The sequence below is a fragment of the Hydrogenophaga pseudoflava genome (assembly GCF_031020795.1).
In the GTDB taxonomy this organism is placed as follows: domain Bacteria; phylum Pseudomonadota; class Gammaproteobacteria; order Burkholderiales; family Burkholderiaceae_C; genus Hydrogenophaga; species Hydrogenophaga pseudoflava_A.
Genome location: NZ_JAVHJP010000008.1, coordinates 105,556 through 126,965 on the forward strand (window position 1 = coordinate 105,556; position 21,410 = coordinate 126,965).

The 21,410-nt window shown below is 65.9% G+C and carries 20 protein-coding genes and 1 pseudogene; 13 read left to right on the forward strand and 8 right to left on the reverse strand.

Features of this window, described 5'->3' with window-relative positions; all coding sequences use genetic code 11:
* Window positions 1–39: 39 nt before the first annotated feature.
* Window positions 40–1,038 carry a type I glyceraldehyde-3-phosphate dehydrogenase gene (gap, locus tag RCO38_RS21645; protein ID WP_308330518.1) on the forward strand — a complete coding sequence of 333 codons (999 nt, stop codon included), beginning with the start codon at window positions 40–42 and terminating at the stop codon, window positions 1,036–1,038.
* Window positions 1,039–1,156: 118 nt separating this feature from the next.
* Here gap and RCO38_RS21650 read toward each other — a convergent pair whose 3' ends face one another.
* Genes RCO38_RS21650 through RCO38_RS21660 form a run of 3 tightly spaced genes read right to left on the reverse strand, consistent with a single transcriptional unit; the run spans window position 1,157 to window position 3,101 of the window.
* The gene (locus RCO38_RS21650) at window positions 1,157–1,825 is read right to left on the reverse strand and encodes an SPOR domain-containing protein (RefSeq protein WP_308330519.1); all 669 of its coding nucleotides are present in this window, start codon (window positions 1,823–1,825) and stop codon (window positions 1,157–1,159) included.
* Window positions 1,819–2,616: a biotin--[acetyl-CoA-carboxylase] ligase gene (locus RCO38_RS21655; protein ID WP_308330520.1), complete on the reverse strand. Its 798-nt coding sequence runs from the start codon at window positions 2,614–2,616 to the stop codon at window positions 1,819–1,821. The genes RCO38_RS21650 and RCO38_RS21655 overlap by 7 nt, the downstream gene beginning before the upstream one ends.
* Window positions 2,613–3,101: an SET domain-containing protein gene (locus RCO38_RS21660; protein ID WP_308330521.1), complete on the reverse strand. Its 489-nt coding sequence runs from the start codon at window positions 3,099–3,101 to the stop codon at window positions 2,613–2,615. Before RCO38_RS21660 ends, RCO38_RS21655 begins: the two co-directional genes overlap by 4 nt.
* A 96-nt stretch (window positions 3,102–3,197) precedes the next feature.
* Between RCO38_RS21660 and RCO38_RS21665 the strand changes: the two genes are divergently transcribed.
* Window positions 3,198–6,140, forward strand: coding sequence for a DNA topoisomerase III (locus tag RCO38_RS21665; RefSeq protein WP_308330522.1), 2,943 nt, complete (start codon window positions 3,198–3,200; stop codon window positions 6,138–6,140).
* Window positions 6,141–6,176: 36 nt separating this feature from the next.
* On the forward strand, window positions 6,177–6,827 hold the full coding sequence (locus tag RCO38_RS21670) for a glutathione S-transferase family protein (RefSeq protein ID WP_308330523.1): 651 nt from the start codon (window positions 6,177–6,179) through the stop codon (window positions 6,825–6,827).
* A 37-nt stretch (window positions 6,828–6,864) separates the two neighbouring features.
* Here the strand turns inward: RCO38_RS21670 and RCO38_RS21675 are convergent, their stop codons facing one another.
* The 3 genes from RCO38_RS21675 to RCO38_RS21685 are packed head-to-tail and all read right to left on the reverse strand — an operon-like array spanning window position 6,865 to window position 9,562.
* On the reverse strand, window positions 6,865–8,334 hold the full coding sequence (locus RCO38_RS21675; protein WP_308330524.1) for a sensor histidine kinase: 1,470 nt from the start codon (window positions 8,332–8,334) through the stop codon (window positions 6,865–6,867).
* Between the two features lie 26 nt (window positions 8,335–8,360).
* On the reverse strand, window positions 8,361–9,029 hold the full coding sequence (locus tag RCO38_RS21680) for a response regulator (RefSeq protein WP_066159418.1): 669 nt from the start codon (window positions 9,027–9,029) through the stop codon (window positions 8,361–8,363).
* Window positions 9,030–9,073: 44 nt separating this feature from the next.
* Window positions 9,074–9,562 carry a MarR family winged helix-turn-helix transcriptional regulator gene (locus tag RCO38_RS21685; protein ID WP_308330526.1) on the reverse strand — a complete coding sequence of 163 codons (489 nt, stop codon included), beginning with the start codon at window positions 9,560–9,562 and terminating at the stop codon, window positions 9,074–9,076.
* 140 nt (window positions 9,563–9,702) lie between these two features.
* Between RCO38_RS21685 and recA the strand changes: the two genes are divergently transcribed.
* A complete protein-coding gene (gene recA, locus RCO38_RS21690; protein ID WP_308330527.1) occupies window positions 9,703–10,797 on the forward strand; it encodes a recombinase RecA in 1,095 nt (364 codons plus the stop codon).
* Window positions 10,798–10,805: 8 nt separating this feature from the next.
* Window positions 10,806–11,255, forward strand: coding sequence for a recombination regulator RecX (gene recX / locus RCO38_RS21695; RefSeq protein WP_308330528.1), 450 nt, complete (start codon window positions 10,806–10,808; stop codon window positions 11,253–11,255).
* 11 nt (window positions 11,256–11,266) lie between these two features.
* Here the strand turns inward: recX and argC are convergent, their stop codons facing one another.
* Window positions 11,267–12,190: an N-acetyl-gamma-glutamyl-phosphate reductase gene (gene argC / locus RCO38_RS21700; protein WP_308330529.1), complete on the reverse strand. Its 924-nt coding sequence runs from the start codon at window positions 12,188–12,190 to the stop codon at window positions 11,267–11,269.
* Window positions 12,191–12,378: 188 nt separating this feature from the next.
* Here argC and sucC point away from each other — a divergent pair, with 188 nt between their 5' ends.
* The 8 genes and pseudogenes from sucC (at window position 12,379) to tfpZ (ending at window position 20,875) form a co-directional block, all read left to right on the forward strand.
* Window positions 12,379–13,539, forward strand: a complete 1,161-nt coding sequence (gene sucC, locus RCO38_RS21705; protein ID WP_308330530.1) for an ADP-forming succinate--CoA ligase subunit beta — start codon at window positions 12,379–12,381, stop codon at window positions 13,537–13,539.
* A gap of 18 nt (window positions 13,540–13,557) precedes the next feature.
* Complete coding sequence (gene sucD / locus RCO38_RS21710) at window positions 13,558–14,451, forward strand: succinate--CoA ligase subunit alpha (protein ID WP_308330531.1); 894 nt, start codon at window positions 13,558–13,560, stop codon at window positions 14,449–14,451.
* 187 nt (window positions 14,452–14,638) lie between these two features.
* Entirely contained in the window at window positions 14,639–15,427 is a 789-nt protein-coding gene (locus RCO38_RS21715; RefSeq protein WP_308330532.1) for a Stp1/IreP family PP2C-type Ser/Thr phosphatase, read from the forward strand.
* 38 nt (window positions 15,428–15,465) lie between these two features.
* Entirely contained in the window at window positions 15,466–16,086 is a 621-nt protein-coding gene (locus tag RCO38_RS21720; protein WP_308330533.1) for an FHA domain-containing protein, read from the forward strand.
* A gap of 55 nt (window positions 16,087–16,141) precedes the next feature.
* Window positions 16,142–18,391 carry a CHASE2 domain-containing protein gene (locus RCO38_RS21725; RefSeq protein ID WP_308330534.1) on the forward strand — a complete coding sequence of 750 codons (2,250 nt, stop codon included), beginning with the start codon at window positions 16,142–16,144 and terminating at the stop codon, window positions 18,389–18,391.
* Between the two features lie 35 nt (window positions 18,392–18,426).
* On the forward strand, window positions 18,427–19,230 hold the full coding sequence (locus RCO38_RS21730; RefSeq protein ID WP_308330535.1) for a 3',5'-cyclic-nucleotide phosphodiesterase: 804 nt from the start codon (window positions 18,427–18,429) through the stop codon (window positions 19,228–19,230).
* Between the two features lie 186 nt (window positions 19,231–19,416).
* Window positions 19,417–19,525: pseudogene (locus tag RCO38_RS24335) on the forward strand (prepilin-type N-terminal cleavage/methylation domain-containing protein); the annotation flags it as partial.
* 576 nt (window positions 19,526–20,101) lie between these two features.
* Window positions 20,102–20,875, forward strand: a complete 774-nt coding sequence (gene tfpZ, locus RCO38_RS21740; protein ID WP_308330537.1) for a TfpX/TfpZ family type IV pilin accessory protein — start codon at window positions 20,102–20,104, stop codon at window positions 20,873–20,875.
* Here tfpZ and moaC read toward each other — a convergent pair.
* A complete protein-coding gene (gene moaC, locus RCO38_RS21745; protein WP_308330538.1) occupies window positions 20,872–21,372 on the reverse strand; it encodes a cyclic pyranopterin monophosphate synthase MoaC in 501 nt (166 codons plus the stop codon). The two genes, tfpZ and moaC, sit on opposite strands and share 4 nt — an antisense overlap.
* Window positions 21,373–21,410 lie beyond the last annotated feature (38 nt).

The window sequence follows — 21,410 nt, forward strand, 5'->3', positions numbered from 1 at the left end:
GGTTTCGGTTTTTTTCATCCATCCACAGGAGCAGAAGACATGGCTATCAAAGTCGGTATCAACGGTTTTGGCCGCATCGGCCGCAACGTGCTGCGCAGCGCGATCCAGAACTTCCCGGACATCGAGATCGTGGCCATCAACGATCTGCTCGAGCCCGACTACCTGGCCTACATGCTGCAGTACGACAGCGTGCACGGCCGCTTCAAGGGCACCGTGTCCGTCGAGGGCAATACCCTGGTCGTCAACGGCAAGAAGATCCGCCTGACGGCCGAGAAGGACCCGGCCGCCCTGAAGTGGAACGAAGTCGGCGCCGACGTGGTGATCGAATCCACCGGCATCTTCCTGGACAAGGCCGGCGGCGAGAAGCACCTGGCCGCGGGCGCCAAGAAGGTCATCTTCTCCGCCCCGTCCAAGGACGACACCCCGATGTTCGTCTTCGGCGTGAACGACAAGACCTACGCCGGCCAGACCATCATCTCCAACGCCTCCTGCACCACCAACTGCCTGGCCCCCGTGGCCAAGGTGCTGCACGACAAGTGGGGCATCAAGCGCGGCCTGATGACGACGGTCCACGCCGCCACCGCCACGCAGAAGACCGTGGATGGCCCGTCCAACAAGGACTGGCGCGGCGGCCGCGGTATCCTGGAAAACATCATCCCGTCCTCCACCGGTGCCGCCAAGGCCGTGGGCGTGGTGATCCCCGAGCTGAACAAGAAGCTGACCGGCATGTCCTTCCGCGTGCCGACCTCCGACGTGTCGGTGGTGGACCTGACGGTGGAACTCAACAGCGAAGCCAGCTACGAAGAGATCAAGGCCGAGATGAAGGCCCAGAGCCAGGGCGCGCTCAAGGGCGTGCTGGGCTACACGGAAGACAAGGTGGTGGCCACCGACTTCCGCGGCGAGACCTGCACCTCGGTGTTCGACGCCGACGCCGGCATCGCGCTGGACAAGACCTTCGTGAAGGTCGTGAGCTGGTACGACAACGAGTGGGGTTACTCGAACAAGTGCCTGGAGATGGTCCGCGTCGTGAGCAAATAAGCTCCCCCCTGCGCCGCTCCGCGGCTTTCCCCCGGAGGGGGGCGCACCCTGTGGCCCGGCGAAGCCGGTTCCACGGGTGCCCTGGAGCTAAAAGCCGCTGTAAAAACAGCGGCTTTTTTTATTCGCAGGGCTGGAGTTTTTTGCCGGCCAGGGGCTCGCCCAGGCTGTCGACGGCCGTGCGTTGCTCGTCGGTGATCGCGGGCAGGCGCAGGGTCCAGGACACGCTCTCGGGCCGCTCGACGGCGGCGCGTGCGGTGCGCACGCCTTTGCGGGCGACGTCCTTGAGTGCCTGCTGCACCGACTCTTCGCTGGAGAACGTGCCCAGGGCCAGTCCCGGACCTGTGGAGGGCAGGTTGACTTCGCGGAACTCGATCTTGAGTTCGCGCAGCTCGCCCTTTTTCTTCTCCATCTGCTCGTCGTTGTAGCGGCCCATGTAGACGATCCAGCGGCCGGAGGACTTCGCCTCGCTGAACTGCCAGAGCCCTTCGCTCAGGCCGGTGCTGGCGAGTGCGGCGCGCAGCGCCTCGGCCTGTGGCGCCGTGAGACCGGCGGCCAGCCAGCAGGCCGTGGCGGGCGTGGCCGCGGAGGGGGCGGCCTGCGCCACGTCCTCCGGCTCGGCGCGGGGGCCATTGAGCAGCCGCAGCGTGCTCGGTTCGATCTGCGTGTGCAGCCGTTCGGGCTCGCTCTGCTGCGCGGGGGCCAAGCCGAGGCCCGCCAGGTAGCCCTGGGTCCAGGCAAAGTAGACCGCGTTGGCCAGCAGCAGCGCGATGGCGACGAGTCTCAGCATGGACGCACGCTCACTTCGGCGCTGTGCACCGTGCGAAGGCCCTCTGCGGTCCGCACGCGCAGTGCACCCTGCGCATCGACGCCATCGGCCATGCCTTCGGTGCCATCGGTCAGCCGCACCGCGCGACCGTGCAGGGCATCGCGCTCGGCGAAGCGGCTGGCAAAGGGGGCGAACCCGTCCGCGCCGAAGCGCAGCACGTCGCGCACCAGCGCGGGCGCGACCAGGGCCAAGGTTTCGCCGGCGGTCACTCCCATGCGCAGCTCGGCCAGGCCCGCGGGCGGCATGGCCGCCAGCGCGCCTGGTGCGGCGAGCGACAGAACGACCGCAGCCTCCGGGCGCGCGATGTTGATGCCGACCCCGATCACCACGGTGCGGGGCGCCGAGGCGCCGTCACCGGTACCCGCCGTCTCGACCAGGATGCCGCCGAGCTTGCGCTCCTGCAGCCAGAGGTCGTTGGGCCACTTCAGCCGCACCTCCGGGTGCAGGCTTTCGGCCAGGCTCACGCCCACCGCCAGGGAGAGCCCGGACCAGTCGGCCGGCGCCAGCGGCAGCGCCAGCGAGAAGGTGAGCGACTGGCCGGTCTTGCTGTGCCAGCCTTTGCCCATGCGCCCCCGGCCTGCGGTCTGCTCTTCCGCGGTCAGCAGCACCGGCTCCAGCAACCCGTCCCGAGCGCGGCGCATCAGCTCGCTGCTGGTCGAGTCGATGCGGGGCAGCACCTCGACGGTGAAGGTCGGCAGCTCGGTGACGACCGACTGCCAGACCGATTCGGCGTGGGCGAGCAGGTCGGTCATCCGAGTTTGGTCGCGCGGCCGCCGCGTTTGGGAGCCAGCAGGGTGCCGCGGCAGTTCTTGGCGCCGCACCAGCAGGGGTACTGCTTCTTGAGGGCCGGCGTGTAAGGCTCGTCGATCACCAGACCGTAGTCGTAGAACAGCTCTTCGCCGGCCTTGATGTTGCGCCGTGCGCGGATGAAGACCCGGCCGTCGTCGGTCTCGGCCTCGCAGTTGGGGGCGCAGCTGTGGTTGATCCAGCGCGAGGAGTTGCCGCCGTACTTGGCGTCGATGACGTGGTCCTCGTCGATGTGGAAATAGAAGGTGTGGTTGGGGTCCTTCGGGTCGTGCGGGTGGCGGCGCAGCGCCTCGTCCCAGGTGATCACCTCGCCCACATACTCGATCACGGTCTCGCCTTCGGCCAGATCGACCACGGCGTACACGCCCTTGCCATGAACGCCCGAGCGGCGGGTCTGGATGCGGCGTGCGGGGGCGGTTTTCTTCACCATCGGGAATTTTGGTAAGGTTGTTTCATGCAGGTGCGCGCGTGTGTGCGTGTGCGCCCCCGTGCGCGTGTACACGCGCGTGAAGCCCAAATTGTAGAGATGAACAAAACACTGGTCATTGCAGAGAAGCCGTCCGTGGCCCAGGACATCGTGCGCGCGCTCACCCCGGTCGCGGGCAAGTTCGACAAGCACGACGACCATTTCGAGAACGAGCAGTACGTCGTGACCTCGGCCGTCGGCCACCTGGTGGAGATCGCCGCGCCCGAGCAGTTCGACGTCAAGCGCGGCAAGTGGAGCTTTGCCCACCTGCCGGTGCTGCCGCCGTTTTTCGAGCTCAAGCCCATCGACAAGACCAAGTCGCGCCTGTCGGCGGTGGTCAAGCTGGCCAGGCGCAAGGACGTGGGCCGCCTGATCAACGCCTGCGACGCGGGCCGCGAGGGGGAGCTGATCTTCCGCCTGATCGAGCAGTACGCCGGGGGCCTCAAGGGCGGGCAGTACCAGGGCCTGGGCAAGCCGGTGCAGCGCCTGTGGTTGCAGTCCATGACGCCGGCCGCCATCCGCGACGGCTTTGAGCGCCTGCGCAGCGACGAGCAGATGCGCGGTCTGGCCGACGCGGCGCGCAGCCGTTCGGAGGCCGACTGGCTGGTCGGCATCAACGGCACGCGCGCCATGACGGCCTTCAACTCGCGCGATGGCGGGTTCTTTCTCACCACCGTCGGCCGGGTGCAGACGCCCACGCTGTCCATCGTGGTCGAACGCGAAGAACAGATCCGCGCCCACAGGAGCCGCGATTACTGGGAAATCCACGCGTCCTTCCTGGCCGAGGCCGGTGAGTACCCGGGCAAGTGGTTCGACCCGGCCTTCAAGAAGCCCACGGGCGACGACGCCGACCCCGACCTGCGCGCCGACCGCCTGTGGGACCACCGCGAGGCGCTGGCCATCGTCGAGGCGGTGCGCGGCAAGGCCGCCAGCGTCACCGAAGAGAGCAAGCCCACCACGCAGGCCAGCGGCCTGCTCTACGACCTGACCAGCCTGCAGCGCGAGGCCAACGGCCGCTTCGGCTTCTCGGCCAAGACCACCCTGCAACTGGCGCAGAGCCTGTATGAGCGCCACAAGGCCCTGACCTACCCCCGTACCGACTCGCGCCACCTGCCCGAGGACTACCTGGGCACCGTCAGGCAGACCTTCGAGATGCTCGCCGACAGCGGTATGAAGCACCTGGCGCCGCACGCACTCACCGCGCTCAACGGCAACTACATCAAGCCCAGCAAACGCATCTTCGACAACAGCAAGGTCTCGGACCACTTTGCCATCATTCCCACGCTGCAGGCGCCCAGCGGCCTGTCAGAAGCGGAGCAAAAGCTCTACGACCTGGTGGTGCGCCGCTTCCTGGCGGTGTTCTTCCCCAGCGCGGAGTTCATGGTCACCACTCGCATCAGCAAGGTGCTTAACCACCACTTCAAGACCGAAGGCAAGGTGTTGGTCAGGCCGGGCTGGATGGCCGTCTACGGCAAGGAAGCCGCTGAAGACGTCGAAGGCGCGAAGGAAGGCGACAAGGGCCAGAACCTGGTGCCGGTGCGCGAGGGCGAAACCGTGCGCACCGAGACCGTCGAGGCCAAGGGCCTGAAGACCAAGCCGCCGGCGCGCTACTCCGAAGCGACGCTGCTGGGCGCGATGGAAGGCGCCGGCAAGTTCATAGAAGACGACGAACTGCGCGAGGCGATGCAGGAAAAGGGCCTGGGCACGCCGGCCACCCGCGCGGCCATCATTGAAGGCCTGCTGAACGAAAAATACATGCTGCGCGAAGGCCGGGAAATGATTCCCACCGCCAAGGCCTTCCAGCTCATGACCCTGCTGCGCGGCCTGGCGGTGGAAGAACTCTCCAAGCCCGAGCTGACCGGCGAGTGGGAATACAAGCTGGCGCAGATGGAGCACGGCAAACTCTCGCGCGCCGCCTTCATGGCCGAGATCGCCGCCATGACCGAGCGCATGGTGAAGAAGGCCAAGGAGTACGACCGCGACACCGTGCCCGGCAACTACGCCACGCTGGATGCGCCCTGCCCCAACTGCGGCGGCGTGGTGAAGGAAAACTACCGCCGCTACGCCTGCACCGGCGCCGACGGCCACAGCGAGGGTTGCGGCTTCTCGTTCACCAAGTCGCCCGCGGGCCGCACCTTCGAAGTCGTGGAGGCCGAGGCTTTCGTGCGCGACCGGCACATCGGTCCGCTCGAAGGCTTCCGCTCCAAGGCGGGCTGGCCCTTCGTGGCCGAGATGACGCTCAAGTACAGCGAGGACGACAGGAACTGGAAGCTGGAGTTCGACTTCGGCGACGACAAGAACGCCGAAGAGACCGGCGAGCTGGTGGACTTCGCGGGTCAGGACAGCCTGGGCGCCTGCCCGGTCTGTGGTTCACCGGTGTTCGAGCACGGGGCCAACTACGTCTGCAGCAAGGCGGTGCCCACCGCCGCCCAGCCCACGCCCAGCTGCACGTTCAAGAGCGGCAAGATCATCCTGCAGCAGCCGGTGGCGCGCGATCAGATGAGCAAGCTGCTGGCCACCGGCAAGACCGACCTGCTGGACAAGTTCGTGTCCATGCGCACGCGGCGCAGCTTCAAGGCCTTCCTGGCCTGGGACAAAGAGGCCGGCAAGGTGAACTTCGAGTTCGAGCCGCGCGAGAGCAAGTACCCGCCGCGCAAGACTGCGGGCGCGGCCGCCAAGGCTGCAGCCCCCGCGAAGAAGGCTGCTGCGGCCAAGAAGGCACCGGCCGCGAAGAAAGCCGCCGCGCCCAAGGCCCCGCGCAAGACCACCGCCGCCACCGGCAAGCAGCCCAGCGCCGCGCTGGCCGCGGTGATCGGCAGCGAACCGGTCTCGCGCCCCGAGGTGGTCAAGAAGCTGTGGGACTACATCAAGGCCCATGGCCTGCAGGACGCGGCCGACAAGCGCAAGGTCAACGCCGACGCCAAGCTGCGCCCGGTGTTCGGCAAGGACCAGGTGACCATGTTCGAGATCGCCGGCATCGTCGGCCAGCACCTGGCCGACTGATTGCTCCCCTCACCACAACAACAGGAGACACACCGCATGAGCCTCAAACTCTTCTTCGCCCCCGGCGCCTGTTCTTTCGTGCCACACGCCATGCTGGAACTGGCCGGCGTGCCGTTCGAGCCGGTCATGGTCAAGCTGCACAAGGGCGAGCAGCGCAGCGCCGAGTACCTCGCGATGAACCCGCGCGGCCAGGTGCCGGTGCTGGTGGATGATGGCGAGGTCATCACGCAGATCGTGGCCATCCTGCTGCACCTGGACGCGAAGTTCCCCCAGGCCGGCATCCTGCCCGCCTCGGGTCTCGCGCGCACGCGTGCGCTGTCCACGCTGGCCTGGATGAACAACACCGTGCACCCGACGTTCACGCACGTGTTCATGCCGCAGAGGTTCACCGACGACGAGGGCGCGCAGAAGATCATCCGTGCCTTTGCGGCGAACAGCTACAAGGGGCTGCTCGGGGAAATCGAGGCCATGGCCGCGCAGGGCGCACCGTGGCTGTGTGGCGAGGTGCCTTGTGCGCTGGACGCCTATGCGCTGACCCTGCTGCGCTGGGGCGGCTACGCCGGCATCGATCCGACCACGCTGCCCGCCACCTGGGCCCTGGCCCAGCGCTTTGCAGCACTGCCGGCGGTGGCCCGCGTGATTGAGCGCGAACGCCTGCAACTCAACGTGTACCAGCCCGCCCACTGAGCGCCACCCGGCAGCGGCGGAGCGTAGGGGCTGCGGCTCATTCGTCCGGCGAACGGCGCGCGGCAAAGCGGATCGAGACCCTAAGCCCGCGCCGCGGGCTTTCGGGATGCGCATCCTCCATCATCACCACGGCGCCATGCTGCTGGGCGATCTCGTGCACGATGGCCAGACCCAGGCCTGAACCGTCGACGTTGGTGCCCAGGGCCCGGTAGAAGGGCTGCAGCACCAGTTCGCGTTCGTTCTCAGGGATGCCCGGTCCGTTGTCTTCCACCTGCAGGATCTGCACGCCGCTGAAGCGGTCGAACAGCACGCGCGCGGTCACCACCCCCCCGCGGCCGCTGTAGTTGATCGCGTTGTCGACCAGATTGCGCGTCATCTCCTGCAGCAGCGTCGGGTTGCCGTCCATGAGACAGATTTCGGGCATCTCGTCCGGTCCCTCGTAGCCCAGGTCGATGCCGTGCTCCAGCGCCCGCGGCACCGAGTCGCGCACCACGCCGGTCACCAGCTGCGCCAGGTCGATCTGTGCTGTCGGCAGGGTGCGGCCCGTGGTCTCCGCGCGGGCCAGTGCCAGCAGCTGGTTGACGGTGTGGGTGGCGCGGGTGCTGGAGTGCGCGATCTGCTGCAGCGAGCTGTGGATCTCCTGCGGGTTGGACTCCCGCTGCGCCAGTTCGGCCTGCATGCGCAGGCCGGCCAGAGGCGTTTTGAGCTGGTGGGCGGCGTCGGCCAGGAATCGCTTCTGCGTGGTGAGCGAGGCGGTCAGCCGGGCCAGCAGGTCGTTGATGGACGACACCAGCGGGGCCACCTCCTGCGGGATGAAGGACTCCTCGATCGGGCTGAGGTCGTCCGGCTTGCGGGCGCGGATCTTCTGCTCCAGATCGGACAGCGGCCGGATGCCGCGCACCAGCGCCAGCCAGACCAGCAGCACCGCCAGTGGCAGGATCACGAACTGGGGCACCATCACACCCTTGATGATTTCGGTGGCCAGCGTCGATCGCTTGCCCTTGGTTTCGGCCACCTGCATCAGCACCAGCTGGCTGGGATCGTGATGTCGTTCCAGCCAGGTGTAGGCCACTCGGACGGCATCGCCACGCACCTCGTCGTCGCGCAGCAGCACCCGGCCGGCGGCCGGTACGTCGGTGTCCGGCGGGGGCGGGAAGTCCGCCTCTCCGCTGATCACACCCAGCTGGGCATCCCGCAGCTGGTAGTACACCAGATCGCTGTCGTCGGCCTTGAGCAGGTCGCGCGCCTGCGGGGTGAGGTTGAAGCTGACCTTGTCGTCCTTGGTGATCACGAACTGCGTCAGCGCCTGCAGGTTGAACTCGAGCGCGCGGTCAAAGGGTTTGGACGCGATGCCCTGGGCCACGAACCAAGTCAGTGCCAGCGACAGCGGCCACAGCAACAGCAGCGGCGTGAGCATCCAGTCGAGGATCTCGCCGAAGAGGCTGCGCTGCTCGCGCTGGAACAGGCCGAAAGAGGTCCGGTTGCTGCCCTGCTTGTGATCGGCCATGTTGGCGTTGGCAAGCGCCCGGGCGCTCAGATTTTTTCGAGGCAGTAGCCGAGCCCCCGCACGGTCGCGATGCGGATCGGGCCTTTTTCGATCTTCTTGCGCAGCCGGTGGATGTAGACCTCGATGGCGTTGTTGCTCACCTCCTCGCCCCACTCGCACAGCCGCTCGACCAGCTGGTCCTTGCTGACCAGGCGGCCGGCGCGCTGCAGCAGCACCTCCAGCAGGCCGAGCTCGCGCGCCGAGAGTTCAACCATCTTGCCGTCGATGGTGGCCACACGGCCGGCCTGGTCGTAGACCAGCGGGCCGTGCTTGATGGTGGAGCTGGCGCCGCCCATGCCGCGGCGCGTGAGCGCGCGCACGCGCGCTTCGAGTTCCTGCAGCGAGAACGGCTTGGCCATGTAGTCGTCGGCGCCGTAGTCCAGACCCTTGACCCGTTCATCCACGCTGTCGGCCGCGGTCAGGATCAGCACCGGCAGTGCCGAGCCGCGGGAGCGCAGGCGCTTGAGCACTTCCAGGCCGTGCAGTTTGGGCAGGCCCAGGTCGAGGATCAGCAGGTCGAACTCGTTGTTGGTCATCAGGGCCGCGTCCGCCTCGCTGCCATTGGCCACATGGTCGACGGCCGCACCCGCGGCCCGCAGACTGCGCAACAGACCGTCGGCCAGGACCTGGTCGTCTTCTGCAATCAGGATGCGCATCGGTGTCTCCTTACGGGTTCTGGGGTCATTGTAGGTGGCGCGCCTCAGCGCGAAGCATACGCCTCGAGACCCAGCGCGACCACGGTTGCCACCTCGGTGCCGATCTGCGCACGGAACTCGGTTTCGGCGCGCGCCACGGCGAGCCTGAAGGCTTCCAGCCAGAGCAGACCGGTGTCGGTGAAGACGATGCGCCGCGCGCGCGCGTCCAGCGGGTCGGGCTCCCGACGCACCAGTCCCCAGGCCTCGCACTGCGTCACCAGATCGCCCATGGCCTGTTTGCTCATGCCTGCGGCGGCGGCCAGTTCGGTCAGCCGCGAACCCTTGAGGGAGAGGTGGCGCGTGATGTGGATGTGCGCGGCACCGATCTGCGCGCGCGCGGCCAGGTTGGACAGGGCCAGTGGTACATGGGCGTCGTGCGCCATCAGGAACAGCACGCGTTCGTCGAAGCGGCGCAACGCCTGACCCATGACGCGGCCCAGGTGGGTGGCCCGCCAGCGGTCGTCGGCGGCGACGGAAACGGATGGGACAGGCATGCTAAATGGTAAGGCAAACTGACCATATATTGGCTTGTGCGAGTTTTATGAGGCGATAAACTCCTGTTCAAGCATCCAGCCTGTACATAAATCCACAGACTGAAAGCCAGTACCTACTCACACCTCCAGGAGCGCCACACATGGACAACGCCGTCAACACCGAAAAAGCCAAGGCCCTGCAGGCCGCACTCGCCCAGATCGAAAAGCAGTTCGGCAAGGGCACCATCATGCGCCTGGGCGAAGGCGAGGCCATCGAGGACATCCAAGTCGTCTCCACCGGCTCGCTGGGACTGGACATCGCCCTGGGCGTCGGCGGCCTGCCGCGCGGTCGCGTGATTGAAATCTACGGCCCGGAATCGTCGGGCAAAACCACGCTCACCCTGCAGGTGATTGCCGAGATGCAGAAGCTGGGCGGCACCTGCGCCTTCGTCGACGCCGAACACGCGCTGGACATCCAGTACGCCCAGAAGCTGGGTGTGCACGTACCCGACCTGCTGATCAGCCAGCCCGACACCGGCGAACAAGCGCTCGAAATCGTCGACTCTCTGGTGCGTTCCGGCGCGGTGGATCTGGTCATCGTCGACTCGGTGGCCGCGCTCACGCCCAAGGCCGAGATCGAAGGCGAGATGGGCGATTCCCTGCCCGGCCTGCAGGCCCGCCTGATGAGCCAGGCGCTGCGCAAGCTCACCGCCACCATCAAGAAGACCAACTGCACGGTCATCTTCATCAACCAGATCCGCATGAAGATCGGCGTGATGTTCGGCAGCCCCGAAACCACCACCGGCGGCAACGCGCTCAAGTTCTATGCCTCTGTGCGCCTGGATATCCGCCGCACCGGCACCATCAAGAAGGGCGAGGACGCGATCGGCAACGAGACCAAGGTCAAGGTGGTGAAGAACAAGGTGTCGCCTCCGTTCAAGACGGCCGAGTTCGACATCCTGTTCGGCGAAGGCATCAGCCGCGAAGGTGAAATTCTCGATCTGGGCGTCTTGCACCGTGTGGTCGAGAAGTCCGGCGCCTGGTACGCCTACAACGGCGAGAAGATCGGTCAGGGCCGCGACAACGCGCGCGAGTTCCTCAAGGAGAACCCCGAGCTGCGCGTGGAAATCGAGAACAAGGTCCGCGGTGAGCTGGGTGTGCCCCTGCTGCCGGTCGATGCCGGTGCCGAAGAAGCGACCCCGGTCGCCGCCAAGGGCAAGAAGGCCAAGGCCGCCGAAGCCGAGGCCGCCGAATAAGCCTTGCGGTGGGGTTCGACAAGATCTCGCTCAAGGGCCGTGCGCTGCGGTTGCTGGCCAGTCGGGAACATTCGCGCGCGGAGTTGCAGAAGAAGCTGGCGGCCCACGAGCAGGAGCCCGGTGAACTGCAGCGTGCCCTGGACGATCTGCAGGCCAAGGGCTTCATCAGCGAGCAGCGGGTGGTCGAGTCGGTCATCCACCGGCGCGCCGCCCGGCTGGGCGCCGGGCGCGTGAAGCAGGAGCTCCAGGCCAAGGGGGTCAGCGCCGAGGCGATCGCCGAGGCGGTGGATCGGCTGAGGGGCAGCGAGACAGAGCGGGCGCGCGAAGTCTGGCGCAAGAAGTTCGGAGAGCCTGCGGCGGATCCGGCGGGTCGTGCCAGGCAGATGCGCTTTCTCGCGGCGCGCGGCTTTGGTGCCGAGGCGATCCGCCGCGTGGTGCGCGGTGCAGACGACGACTGAAACGGCTGGTGTTACAGCCCCAGCATGAGCTGCAGGTTCTGCACGGCCGCGCCGCTGGCGCCTTTGCCCAGGTTGTCTAGCCGCGCGATCACCACCGCATGGCGGTGCACCTCATTGGAGAACACGCGCAACTCGAGCTGGTTGGTGTCGTTCAGCGCGGTGGCGTCCAGCTTGCCATCGGTGGTGGCGGGCAACACGCTGACCCAGCCGCCTTGCGCTGCGCTGGACGCGTAATGGGCCACCAGCGCGTCGTGCAGATCGCTGGCCTTGGGGCGGCCGGGCAGCTCATCCAGGTGCAGCGGCAGCTGCACCAGCATGCCCTGGCGGAAGTTGCCCACGGCGGGAATGAAGATCGGGCGGCGGCTCAGACCGGTGTAGCGCTGGATCTCGGGGATGTGCTTGTGCGAAAGACCCAGCGCGTAGGCCTCGTGCAGCGGCGCGGTGCCGGCCTCGTAGGCCTCGATCATGGCGCGGCCACCGCCCGAGTAGCCGCTGACCGAGGGCAGCGACACCGGGAAGTCCCTGGGCAGCAGACCAGCGTCCACCAGAGGCCGCAGGATCGCGATGGCACCGGTGGCGTAACACCCGGGGTTGGCCACACGACCGGCCTGTTGCACGGCGGCGCGCTGTCCTGCGCTCAGTTCAGGGAAACCGTAGACCCAGCCATCGTTGCAACGGTGCGCGGTGGAGGCGTCGATGATGCGGGGCTTGCGGCCCGGCAGGCCGTCGACCATCGCGACCGATTCGATGGCTGCGTCGTCGTGCAGGCACAGGATCACCAGGTCGGCTTCCGCCATCAGGGCCCTCTTTGCTTCGGGGTCTTTGCGCCGCTCGGGAGCAATGCTCAGCAGCTCGATGGTGGGCATCTGCTGCAGCCGCTCGCGGATCTGCAGTCCGGTGGTCCCCGCTTCGCCGTCGATGAAGATTTTTGCCATGGCGTGTCCTGCTTTTGTCAGTTCGGATTCAGCGAGCCGATCCTATAATTATGCATTATGTGAGTGGCTGCTCACCGCTTTGGTGCGTCGCAACATGATACAGTCGCCGGTTGCCGTGTTCACAAGCCCGCGCACCGGCTGTGCCTTTTTTTGGCCGGATCGAACAACCCCAGTCCGAGAGAAACCTCATGAAGATTCACGAGTACCAAGGCAAGGAAATCTTGCGTCAGTTTGGTGTGCCGGTCCCCCGCGGCATCCCCGCGTTCACGGTGCAGGAAGCCGTTGAAGCCGCGCAGAAACTCGGTGGCCCGGTCTGGGTGGTCAAGGCCCAGATCCACGCCGGTGGCCGTGGCAAGGGTGGCGGCGTGAAGGTCGCCAAGAGCATCGACGACGTGAAGGCCCGTGCCAGCGAAATCCTGGGCATGCAGCTGGTCACGCACCAGACCGGCCCTGAAGGCCAGAAAGTCCGCCGCCTCTACATCGAAGACGGCGCCGACATCAAGAACGAGCTGTATGTGTCGCTCGTCACCGACCGCGCCACGCAGAAGGTCGCCCTGATCGCTTCCAGCGAAGGCGGCATGGACATCGAGGAGGTGGCGCATTCCACGCCCGAGAAGATCATCACCGAGATGATCGATCCGCTGACCGGCATCACCGAAGCGCAGTCCCGCAAGGTCGCGGCCGCCATCGGCCTGACCGGCGCTTCCGTGGACCAGGCCGTGGATCTGTTCGCCAAGATCTACAAGTGCTACATGGACACCGACGCATCGCTGGTGGAAATCAACCCGCTGAACTGCGACTCCAAGGGCAACCTGATGGCCTTGGACGCGAAGTTCAACTTCGACGCCAACGCCCTGTTCCGCCACCCCGAGATCGTGGCCTTCCGTGATCTGGACGAAGAGGATCCGGCCGAAATCGAAGCCTCCAAGTTCGACCTGGCCTACATCAGCCTGGATGGCAACATCGGTTGTCTGGTGAACGGCGCCGGCCTGGCCATGGCCACCATGGACACCATCAAGTTGTTCGGCGGTGAGCCAGCCAACTTCCTGGACGTGGGTGGCGGCGCCACCCCCGAGAAGGTCACCGAAGCCTTCAAGATCATGCTCAAGAACCCCAAGGTCGAAGGCATCCTGGTCAACATCTTCGGCGGCATCATGAAGTGCGACACCATCGCCACCGGGGTGATCACCGCCTGCAAGGCCGTGAACCTGAACGTGCCGCTGGTGGTGCGCATGAAGGGCACCAACGAAGAGCTGGGCAAGAAGATGCTGGCCGAATCGGGCCTGCCCATCATCGCTGCCGACACCATGGCCGAAGCCGCGACCAAGATCGTCGCCGCCGTCAAATAAGCCCCGGAGAAGTACATCATGTCGATCTACATCAACAAAGACACCAAGGTCATCACCCAGGGCATCACGGGCAAGACCGGCCAGTTTCACACCGAGAAGTGCCAGGAGTACGCGAACGGCAAGAACTGCTTCGTCGCTGGCGTGAACCCCAAGAAGGCGGGTGAGTCGATTTTCAACATCCCGATCTACTCGACCGTCAAGGAAGCCGCCCAGCAGACCGGCGCCACCGTGTCGGTGATCTATGTGCCGCCCGCCGGCGCGGCCGCCGCCATCTGGGAAGCCGTCGAAGCCGACCTGGACCTGGCGATCTGCATCACCGAAGGCATCCCTGTCAAGGACATGCTGGAAGTGCGCAACAAGATGAAAGCCAAGGAAGCCGCCGGTGGCAAGAAGACCCTGCTGCTGGGCCCCAACTGCCCTGGCCTGATCACGCCCGACGAAATCAAGATCGGCATCATGCCCGGCCATATCCACCGCAAGGGCCGCATCGGCGTCGTGTCCCGTTCGGGCACGCTGACCTATGAAGCCGTGGCCATGCTGACCGAAGTGGGTCTGGGCCAGTCCAGCGCCGTCGGCATCGGCGGCGACCCGATCAACGGCCTCAAGCACATCGACGTCATGAAGGCCTTCAACGACGATCCCGACACCGACGCGGTGATCATGATCGGCGAGATCGGTGGTCCCGACGAAGCCGAAGCTGCCCAGTGGTGCAAGGCCAACATGAAGAAGCCGGTCGTGGGTTTCATCGCTGGCGTCACAGCCCCTCCCGGCAAGCGCATGGGCCACGCCGGCGCGCTGATCTCCGGTGGCGCCGACACGGCCGACGCCAAGCTGGCCATCATGGAAGAGTGCGGCTTCGTGATCACGCGCAACCCGTCCGAGCTGGGCAAGCTGCTCAAGGCGCAGCTGTAACCCGCTTCAACGAGGAGAGAAAAGGCCACGCATTCGTGGCCTTTTTTGTTCCAGCGGCAGCCGATGGTTCAAAGTCAGGCGCCCGGGTTCGAAGCTGTGAAAAGACGGGTGACTGTCCTGAAAGTGTGACAAATGTCTCAGCGGGCAACGGGCGCGGAATCTGATTCAAGCTATAAAACCGATCTACATGATCTTCGAGTACTACAGCCAGACAGATCCCGGCCTGATTCGTGAAAACAACGAAGACTCGGTCGCGCTCGATCCCGCCAACCAGGTGGTCGTTCTGGCCGATGGGATGGGAGGCTACAACGCTGGCGAAGTGGCCAGCGCCATGGCCACCGGATTCATTCACGACGAGCTGGGCCGCTGGATGACCGAAGGCGGCCATGAGGCGCACGTCCGCGAACTCAAGCGGGCCATGGAGATCTGCGTCGACAACGCCAACCGGTCGATCTTCAATGCGGCCAATTCCAATCCGCTGTACGCAGGGATGGGCACGACCCTGGTCATGGGGGTGTTCCAGGGGGGCCGGGCCATGATCGGCCACGTCGGCGATTCGCGTTGCTACCGCCTGCGCGGCGGGGTGCTGCAACAGATCACGCGCGACCACTCGTTGCTCCAGGAGCAGATCGACGCAGGACTGATCTCGGTGGAGCAGGCGCAGTTCGCCACCCACAAGAACCTCGTGACGCGGGCGCTGGGTGTGGAAGACACGGTTCTGCTGGAGGTCAACGAATTCCGGGTCGAGGACGGCGACATCTACCTGTTCTGCTCCGACGGCCTGAGCGACATGGTGCCGGACGAGCGCATCGCAGCGATCCTGCTGGAGGACGCCGGGCTTGAGGCCACCGGCCGCCACCTGGTCGACTGTGCCAATGGCAACGGGGGCCGCGATAATATTTCAGTGATACTGGCCCAGGCCCGCGCCAAACCGGTCAAGAGGGGCCTGTTGTCGCGTATGCTGGGCCAGCCGTAAACAATTGGCTTAGTTATTAGGTTCCAGAGGAGTCGGCCATGCCGAAAATGATCGTTTCCATCGACGGCGTCGTCATCAAGGAAGTGCAGCTCACCAAGGATCGCACGACGCTGGGCCGTCGCCCGTACAACGACATCGTGATCGACAACCTCGCGGTCAGCGGCGAGCACGCCGTCATGCAGATGTCCGGGGCGGAAGTGTTCCTGGAAGATCTCAACAGCACCAACGGGACCTACGTCAACGGCAAGGCGATCAAGAAGCAGCAATTGCAGAACGGGGACACCGTCGAGATCGGCAAGTACAAGATCAAGTTTTTCCATGACGGCGCCTCTGATCACCAGGAAAAGACCACGGTGATCAATTCCGGCGCGGTGGTGGCGTCCGAGCCTTCGACGGTGGGAGAGGCGGCCATCCGGGTCATGTCCGGGGCGGCCGCTGGCCGCGAAGTGCCGCTGGTCAAAGTGGTGACGACGATCGGCAAGCCCGGTGTCGCCGTGGCGGCCATCACCCGGCGTCCGAACGGCTTTGTGGTGGCGCTGGTGGAAGGGGCGGTCAAGCCCACGGTGAACGGCAGGCCGCTCACCACCGAGGCCGTGAACCTCCAGAACGGCGACCTGATCGAACTCGCCGGCACCCAGATGCAGTTCGTCCAGGCCTGACGGGCCGTCTGCGGGGGACGCCGCGCGTGGCCTCCCGCTTCCCTCGCAACGTTCCATGCACGCCTTGAGCAAACACGGCCGTCGCGTGGCCGTGTCCCTGCTGCCGCTTCTGCTGGGCGTGCTGCACGTGCTGGGCCTGTTGCCCATGGGCGCCCTGCAGCGGCTCGATGACCAGCTCTACGACGCGCGGCTGCGCTGGACCATGCCAGCGTCGCTGGACGAGCGCGTGGTCGTCGTGGACATCGACGAGCGAAGCCTGGCGGAGGTGGGGCGTTGGCCCTGGCCCCGGGACCGGGTGGCCGAGCTGGTGGATGCGCTGTTCGAGCGCCACAGGATCGCCCTGCTCGGAATGGACACGGTGTTCGCTGAACCGGACGAGAGCTCCGGTCTGCCCCAGCTGGAACGGCTGGCGCGCGACGAACTGAAGCATCTGCCGGCGTTTTCCGGGGCGCTTGAACGCCTGCGCCCGGGGCTCGACCGCGACCGGCGCCTGGCCAATGCCCTGCGCGGGCGGCCCGTGGTGATGGGCTTCTACTTCAGCAATGACTCGGGGGCACGCACCGCCGGGGTCTTGCCTGCCCCCGTGCTCCGGCGCAGCGACCTGGCCGGGCGGGACCTTCCCGCCACGCAGTGGACCGGTTACGGATCCAACCTGCCCGTCCTGGCGTCTGCCGCGCCCTCGGCAGGCTTCTTCAACGCCGTGCCCGGTGAGGACGGCGTGGTGCGCTCCGTACCGCTGCTCGCCGAGCATGGCGGCGCCTACTACGAGTCCTTGTCCCTGGCCATGTTCCGGGCGGTCAATGGAATGCCGAGTGTGGAGCCGCGCTACCCGCCACAGCCGGCGTGGGGCGACCGGTACGACCTGCCCCGCAGCATCGCACTGCGCAAGGAAAGCCGCTCGCTGGAAATTCCTGTGGACGAACGACTGGCGGTGCTGGTGCCCTTCCGGGGACCGGGTGGCCCGCAGGGCGGTTCGTTCCGCTATGTCTCGGCATCCGATGTGCTGTCGGGCCGCGTGCCGCCTGGCCTGCTGCCAGGGCGCATCGTGCTGCTGGGCACCACCACCCCGGGTCTGCTGGACCTGCGCGCGACACCGGTGGGTGAGGCCTATCCCGGCGTGGAAACCCACGCGAACGTGCTGACGGCGCTGCTGGACGGACGCATGATCGCCCGCCCCGATTACGCCGCCGGCTACGAACTGGTCGTGCTGCTGCTGGCCGGACTGGTGCTCGCGTTCGGTCTGCCCCTGCTGGGGGCCGCGGCCGCCGTGGGGCTGAGCCTGGCCGTGTTCGCTGCCGTGGTGGGGCTCAACACCTGGCTGTACCTGGGCCATGGCCTGGCGTTGCCCATGGCCGGCACCCTGGTGATGGCGGCGCTCACCTTCGTGATCAACATGAGCTACGGTTATCTCGTGGAAAGCCGGGCGAAGCGCGAGCTGGCGCAGCTGTTCGGCACCTACGTGCCGCCGGAGCTGGTGGACGAGATGGTCAGGGACCCGGACAGCTACAGCATGGAGGCCAGCACGCGGGAGCTGACCGTGCTGTTCTGCGACATGCGGGGATTCACCGCAATTGCGGAAACCATGCCACCCACCGGCCTGCAGGCCCTGCTCAACACGGTGTTCAGCCGCCTCACGCGGCTCATCCGGCAGCACCGCGGCACCATCGACAAGTACATGGGTGACTGCGTGATGGCCTTCTGGGGAGCGCCCGTCGAGAGTCACAACCATGCGGCGCTGGCCGTGCAGACCGCGCTGGAGATGGCGGACGAGATCGCCGCCATCAACCGCGAACGCCAGGCGGCCCACCTTCCGGACATCGGTGTGGGCATCGGGCTGAACACCGGCGACATGTGCGTGGGCGACATGGGCTCCGACGTACGACGCAGCTACACCGTGGTCGGCGACGCCGTGAACCTCGGGGCGAGGCTGGAAGGGCTCACCCGCGTGTACGGCGTCGATGTGGTGGCCAGCGACGCCACGCGCCGGCAGGCGCCGGCCTTCGTCTGGCAGGAGTTGGACAGGGTGCGGGTCAAGGGCAAGGCGCAGGCCGTGGCGATCCACACGCCGCTGTGCGCCAAGGACCGGCTGACGCCGGAACTCTCAGACGAATTGAAAGAATGGGAGCAGGCCCTGCAAGCCTGGCGCCGTCAGGACTGGGACCGCTGTCTTGCCCATTTGGCGCAACTGCAGCGGAAGAATGCCAAAAAAGTCCTTTACCGGCTCTATGCCGAACGGGTAGTCTCCATGCGCGTCGAGCCTCCGTCTGCCGACTGGGACGGCTCCACCACTTTCGACACCAAGTAAACCGCCCGAACGGGCTTCCCATTCCTGGAACATTGATGAGGGTACGCGTACTGGGCTGCTCGGGCGCCATTTCGCAAGGCTGCCGGACGACCTCTTTCCTGCTCGACGACGATGTGCTGATCGACGCTGGGACGGGGGTGGGCGACCTCAGCCTCGACGAAATGGCGCAGGTCGACCACGTGCTGCTGACCCACTCCCACCTTGACCATGTGGCCAGCCTGCCCCTGATGCTCGATGCGGTTGCCGCACGGCGGCTGGCGGCCGGTGCTGCGCCGCTGGTGGTACACGCCCTGCCGGGCACCATCTCCGCGCTGAAGGTGCACATCTTCAACAACCTGATCTGGCCCGACTTCTCGACCATCCCCAGTGCCGAGACCCCGCTGATGCGCTTCGTGCCGATCACCGTGGGCGAGCTGCTGCGGGTGGGGGGCAAGCACATCGAGGTGCTTCCGGCGGTGCACACCGTGCCGGCCGTGGGCTATGCGGTGGACAGCCGCAGCGGCCACTGGGTGTTCAGCGGCGACACCGAGCGCAACCCGGCGTTCTGGCAGCGCGTCAACCGCATCGATGTGGCCATGCTGATCATCGAGACCGCCTTCAGCGACCGCGAACGCGAACTGGCCCAGCGCAGCCTGCACCTCGCTCCCAGTTCGCTCGCCGACGAACTCGACCAGATCGACCGCAGCCGCCGCTACCCGATCTACATCACCCACACCAAGCCGGCGGAGACCGGGCTGATCATGGAAGAGATCCGCCGCTTCGACGACGCACCCAACCGCCCGGACGACGTGCGCCACGACATCCGCTGGCTCAGCGCCGGGCAGACCTTCGAACTCTGACAATTTTTGTCCCGCGAGCGGTGGGTGACAAAAATTGTCAGTGACTGCCGGCGACAGACGACACAAATCGTCACTGGCGGCGGGCAAGGCATGAAAAAGCACGCGAAAAGCAGGGCAAATCGGGTTGGCACGCTCTCTGCTGAAGAACTCCCGTCCTCTACCCCAAACCCCTCCAAGGAGTTTTCAATGAAGCGTTCCCTGCAAAAAGGTTTCACCCTGATCGAACTGATGATCGTGGTGGCCATCATCGGTATCCTGGCTGCGATCGCCCTGCCGGCTTATCAGGATTACACGGTCCGTACCCGCATCTCTGAAGGCTTCACGCTGGCCCAGCCGGCCCGTTCGGGGTTGGCGACGGACGGTGCTGCTTCCGCAACGGACCTTGGCGCCTACACGACGACCTGGAATGATCAATCGGACGGTACCGGTGCCAATTCCAAGTTTGTGGACTCGATCCTGTTCAACCAAGAGGGTGCAGCTGCCGCGGGCGACGACGATTTCCACATCGAAATCACGTACAACGCTGACAACGTCGGTGGTATCGCCGCAACCGCGAACCTCCTGCGCTTGTACCCGCGTGTGCGCACCGGAAACGAAACCGCCGACGCGGTCAGCCTTGCAGACGCCTGGGCTGCAGGCCAGACCGGCGCGATTGACTGGGCTTGTGTCAGCGCAACCAACGCCATTGCCTCTTCCCCGGACCGTCGCATGGGCGGGGCAATCGCTGCTATCGGTGCTACAGGCGTGGCTTCCAAGTTCGCTCCCGCCGAGTGCCGCTGATCTCCAAGTCAGTTCCAAAAGAGCGCTTCGGCGCTCTTTTTTTTTGGCTACTGAAGCCGCTACCATCGGCCCGTCTGACCAATGGACCTTGATGAACATGGTGAAAACCCGTCTGCGTCGTGCGTTGGGTGCCGCTGGCTGGCATCTGCTGGCCAGTGCACTGGTGGCTGCGGTGGCCGCTGGCCTGGTATTCGGCGTCTGGTTTCCTTATCCGTATCGTGAACTGGTGGGCGGGCGGGAGCTGTTCCTGATCGTGGTGGCAGTGGACGTCGTGTGTGGGCCGCTGCTCACGCTGGTGCTGTTCAACCACCTCAAATCCCGTCGGGAACTTGCGCTGGACCTGTCGCTGGTCGCCATGATCCAGTTGGCTGCCCTGGTCTACGGTTTGCACACGGTGGTGGAGGCGCGGCCCGTGTACCTGGCCTTCGAGGTGGACCGATTCCGGGCGGTCACGATGGCCGATGTCCAACGCGACCAGCTGCGCCCCGAACGGGGTGGCCTGCATGTGATCGGTTGGTCGGGACCGCAGGTGATCGGAGTGCGCCAGCCCAAGGACAACGAGGAGATGATGCGCAGCCTGGACCTCTCGCTGGGGGGCATTGAACAGGCGGTGCGCCCCGACTGGTGGATCCCATATGAAGAGATTCGGCCTCGGTTATTGGCAAAGGCGCGCCCCGTCTCTGAGCTGCGCGAGAAGCGTCCAGACCAGAAAGCACAGATCGACATCTCCATCTCTGAGAGTGGTCTGCGGGAGGCGCAGCTGCGTTGGCTGCCGATCACGAGCTTTCAGTCCACAGGATGGGTGGCTTTCGTCGACGCCACATCCGCGGAGATCAAGTCGTTTGCGCCTGTGGACGGCTTTTAGCTCGCCACAAAACTCCCACTCTTCCCGCCATGTTTCTCCATCAGCCGCACCCCGCTGATGGTCATGCCGCGGTCCACTGCCTTGCACATGTCGTAGATCGTCAGCAGCGCCGCGCTGGCGGCGGTCAGGGCTTCCATTTCCACGCCGGTCTGACCGGTGCATTCGGCGGTTGCGCGGCACAGCACGCTGCTTGAAGCCTCGTCCACCTCGAACTCCACCGCCACCCTCGTGAGGGCGATCGGGTGGCACAGCGGGATCAGGTCGCTGGTTTTCTTGGCGCCCTGGATGCCCGCTATACGGGCAATGCCGAGCACGTCGCCTTTCTTGGCGCTGCCGCTGCGGATCAGCGCCAGCGTCTCGGGCAGCATGGTGATGCGCCCCTCCGCGATGGCCACCCGGTGGGTACTGGCCTTGGCGGACACGTCGACCATGTGGGCCTGGCCCTGGGCATCGAAATGGGTGAGCGGGCTGGCGGGCTGGGCGGGTGTGTCGGGCATGGTGGCGGTTCTTTGCGCGGTCTTTACAGAAACCTCGG

Bases quoted from the DNA above. Each gene is read 5' to 3' on its own strand.
- gap (WP_308330518.1), top strand. From the start codon at position 40: ATGGCTATCAAAGTCGGTATCAACGGTTTTGGCCGCATCGGCCGCAAC.
- RCO38_RS21650 (WP_308330519.1), bottom strand. From the start codon at position 1,825: ATGCTGAGACTCGTCGCCATCGCGCTGCTGCTGGCCAACGCGGTCTAC.
- RCO38_RS21655 (WP_308330520.1), bottom strand. From the start codon at position 2,616: ATGACCGACCTGCTCGCCCACGCCGAATCGGTCTGGCAGTCGGTCGTC.
- RCO38_RS21660 (WP_308330521.1), bottom strand. From the start codon at position 3,101: ATGGTGAAGAAAACCGCCCCCGCACGCCGCATCCAGACCCGCCGCTCG.
- RCO38_RS21665 (WP_308330522.1), top strand. From the start codon at position 3,198: ATGAACAAAACACTGGTCATTGCAGAGAAGCCGTCCGTGGCCCAGGAC.
- RCO38_RS21670 (WP_308330523.1), top strand. From the start codon at position 6,177: ATGAGCCTCAAACTCTTCTTCGCCCCCGGCGCCTGTTCTTTCGTGCCA.
- RCO38_RS21675 (WP_308330524.1), bottom strand. From the start codon at position 8,334: ATGGCCGATCACAAGCAGGGCAGCAACCGGACCTCTTTCGGCCTGTTC.
- RCO38_RS21680 (WP_066159418.1), bottom strand. From the start codon at position 9,029: ATGCGCATCCTGATTGCAGAAGACGACCAGGTCCTGGCCGACGGTCTG.
- RCO38_RS21685 (WP_308330526.1), bottom strand. From the start codon at position 9,562: ATGCCTGTCCCATCCGTTTCCGTCGCCGCCGACGACCGCTGGCGGGCC.
- recA (WP_308330527.1), top strand. From the start codon at position 9,703: ATGGACAACGCCGTCAACACCGAAAAAGCCAAGGCCCTGCAGGCCGCA.
- argC (WP_308330529.1), bottom strand. From the start codon at position 12,190: ATGGCAAAAATCTTCATCGACGGCGAAGCGGGGACCACCGGACTGCAG.
- sucC (WP_308330530.1), top strand. From the start codon at position 12,379: ATGAAGATTCACGAGTACCAAGGCAAGGAAATCTTGCGTCAGTTTGGT.
- sucD (WP_308330531.1), top strand. From the start codon at position 13,558: ATGTCGATCTACATCAACAAAGACACCAAGGTCATCACCCAGGGCATC.
- RCO38_RS21715 (WP_308330532.1), top strand. From the start codon at position 14,639: ATGATCTTCGAGTACTACAGCCAGACAGATCCCGGCCTGATTCGTGAA.
- RCO38_RS21720 (WP_308330533.1), top strand. From the start codon at position 15,466: ATGCCGAAAATGATCGTTTCCATCGACGGCGTCGTCATCAAGGAAGTG.
- RCO38_RS21725 (WP_308330534.1), top strand. From the start codon at position 16,142: ATGCACGCCTTGAGCAAACACGGCCGTCGCGTGGCCGTGTCCCTGCTG.
- RCO38_RS21730 (WP_308330535.1), top strand. From the start codon at position 18,427: ATGAGGGTACGCGTACTGGGCTGCTCGGGCGCCATTTCGCAAGGCTGC.
- tfpZ (WP_308330537.1), top strand. From the start codon at position 20,102: ATGAACATGGTGAAAACCCGTCTGCGTCGTGCGTTGGGTGCCGCTGGC.
- moaC (WP_308330538.1), bottom strand. From the start codon at position 21,372: ATGCCCGACACACCCGCCCAGCCCGCCAGCCCGCTCACCCATTTCGAT.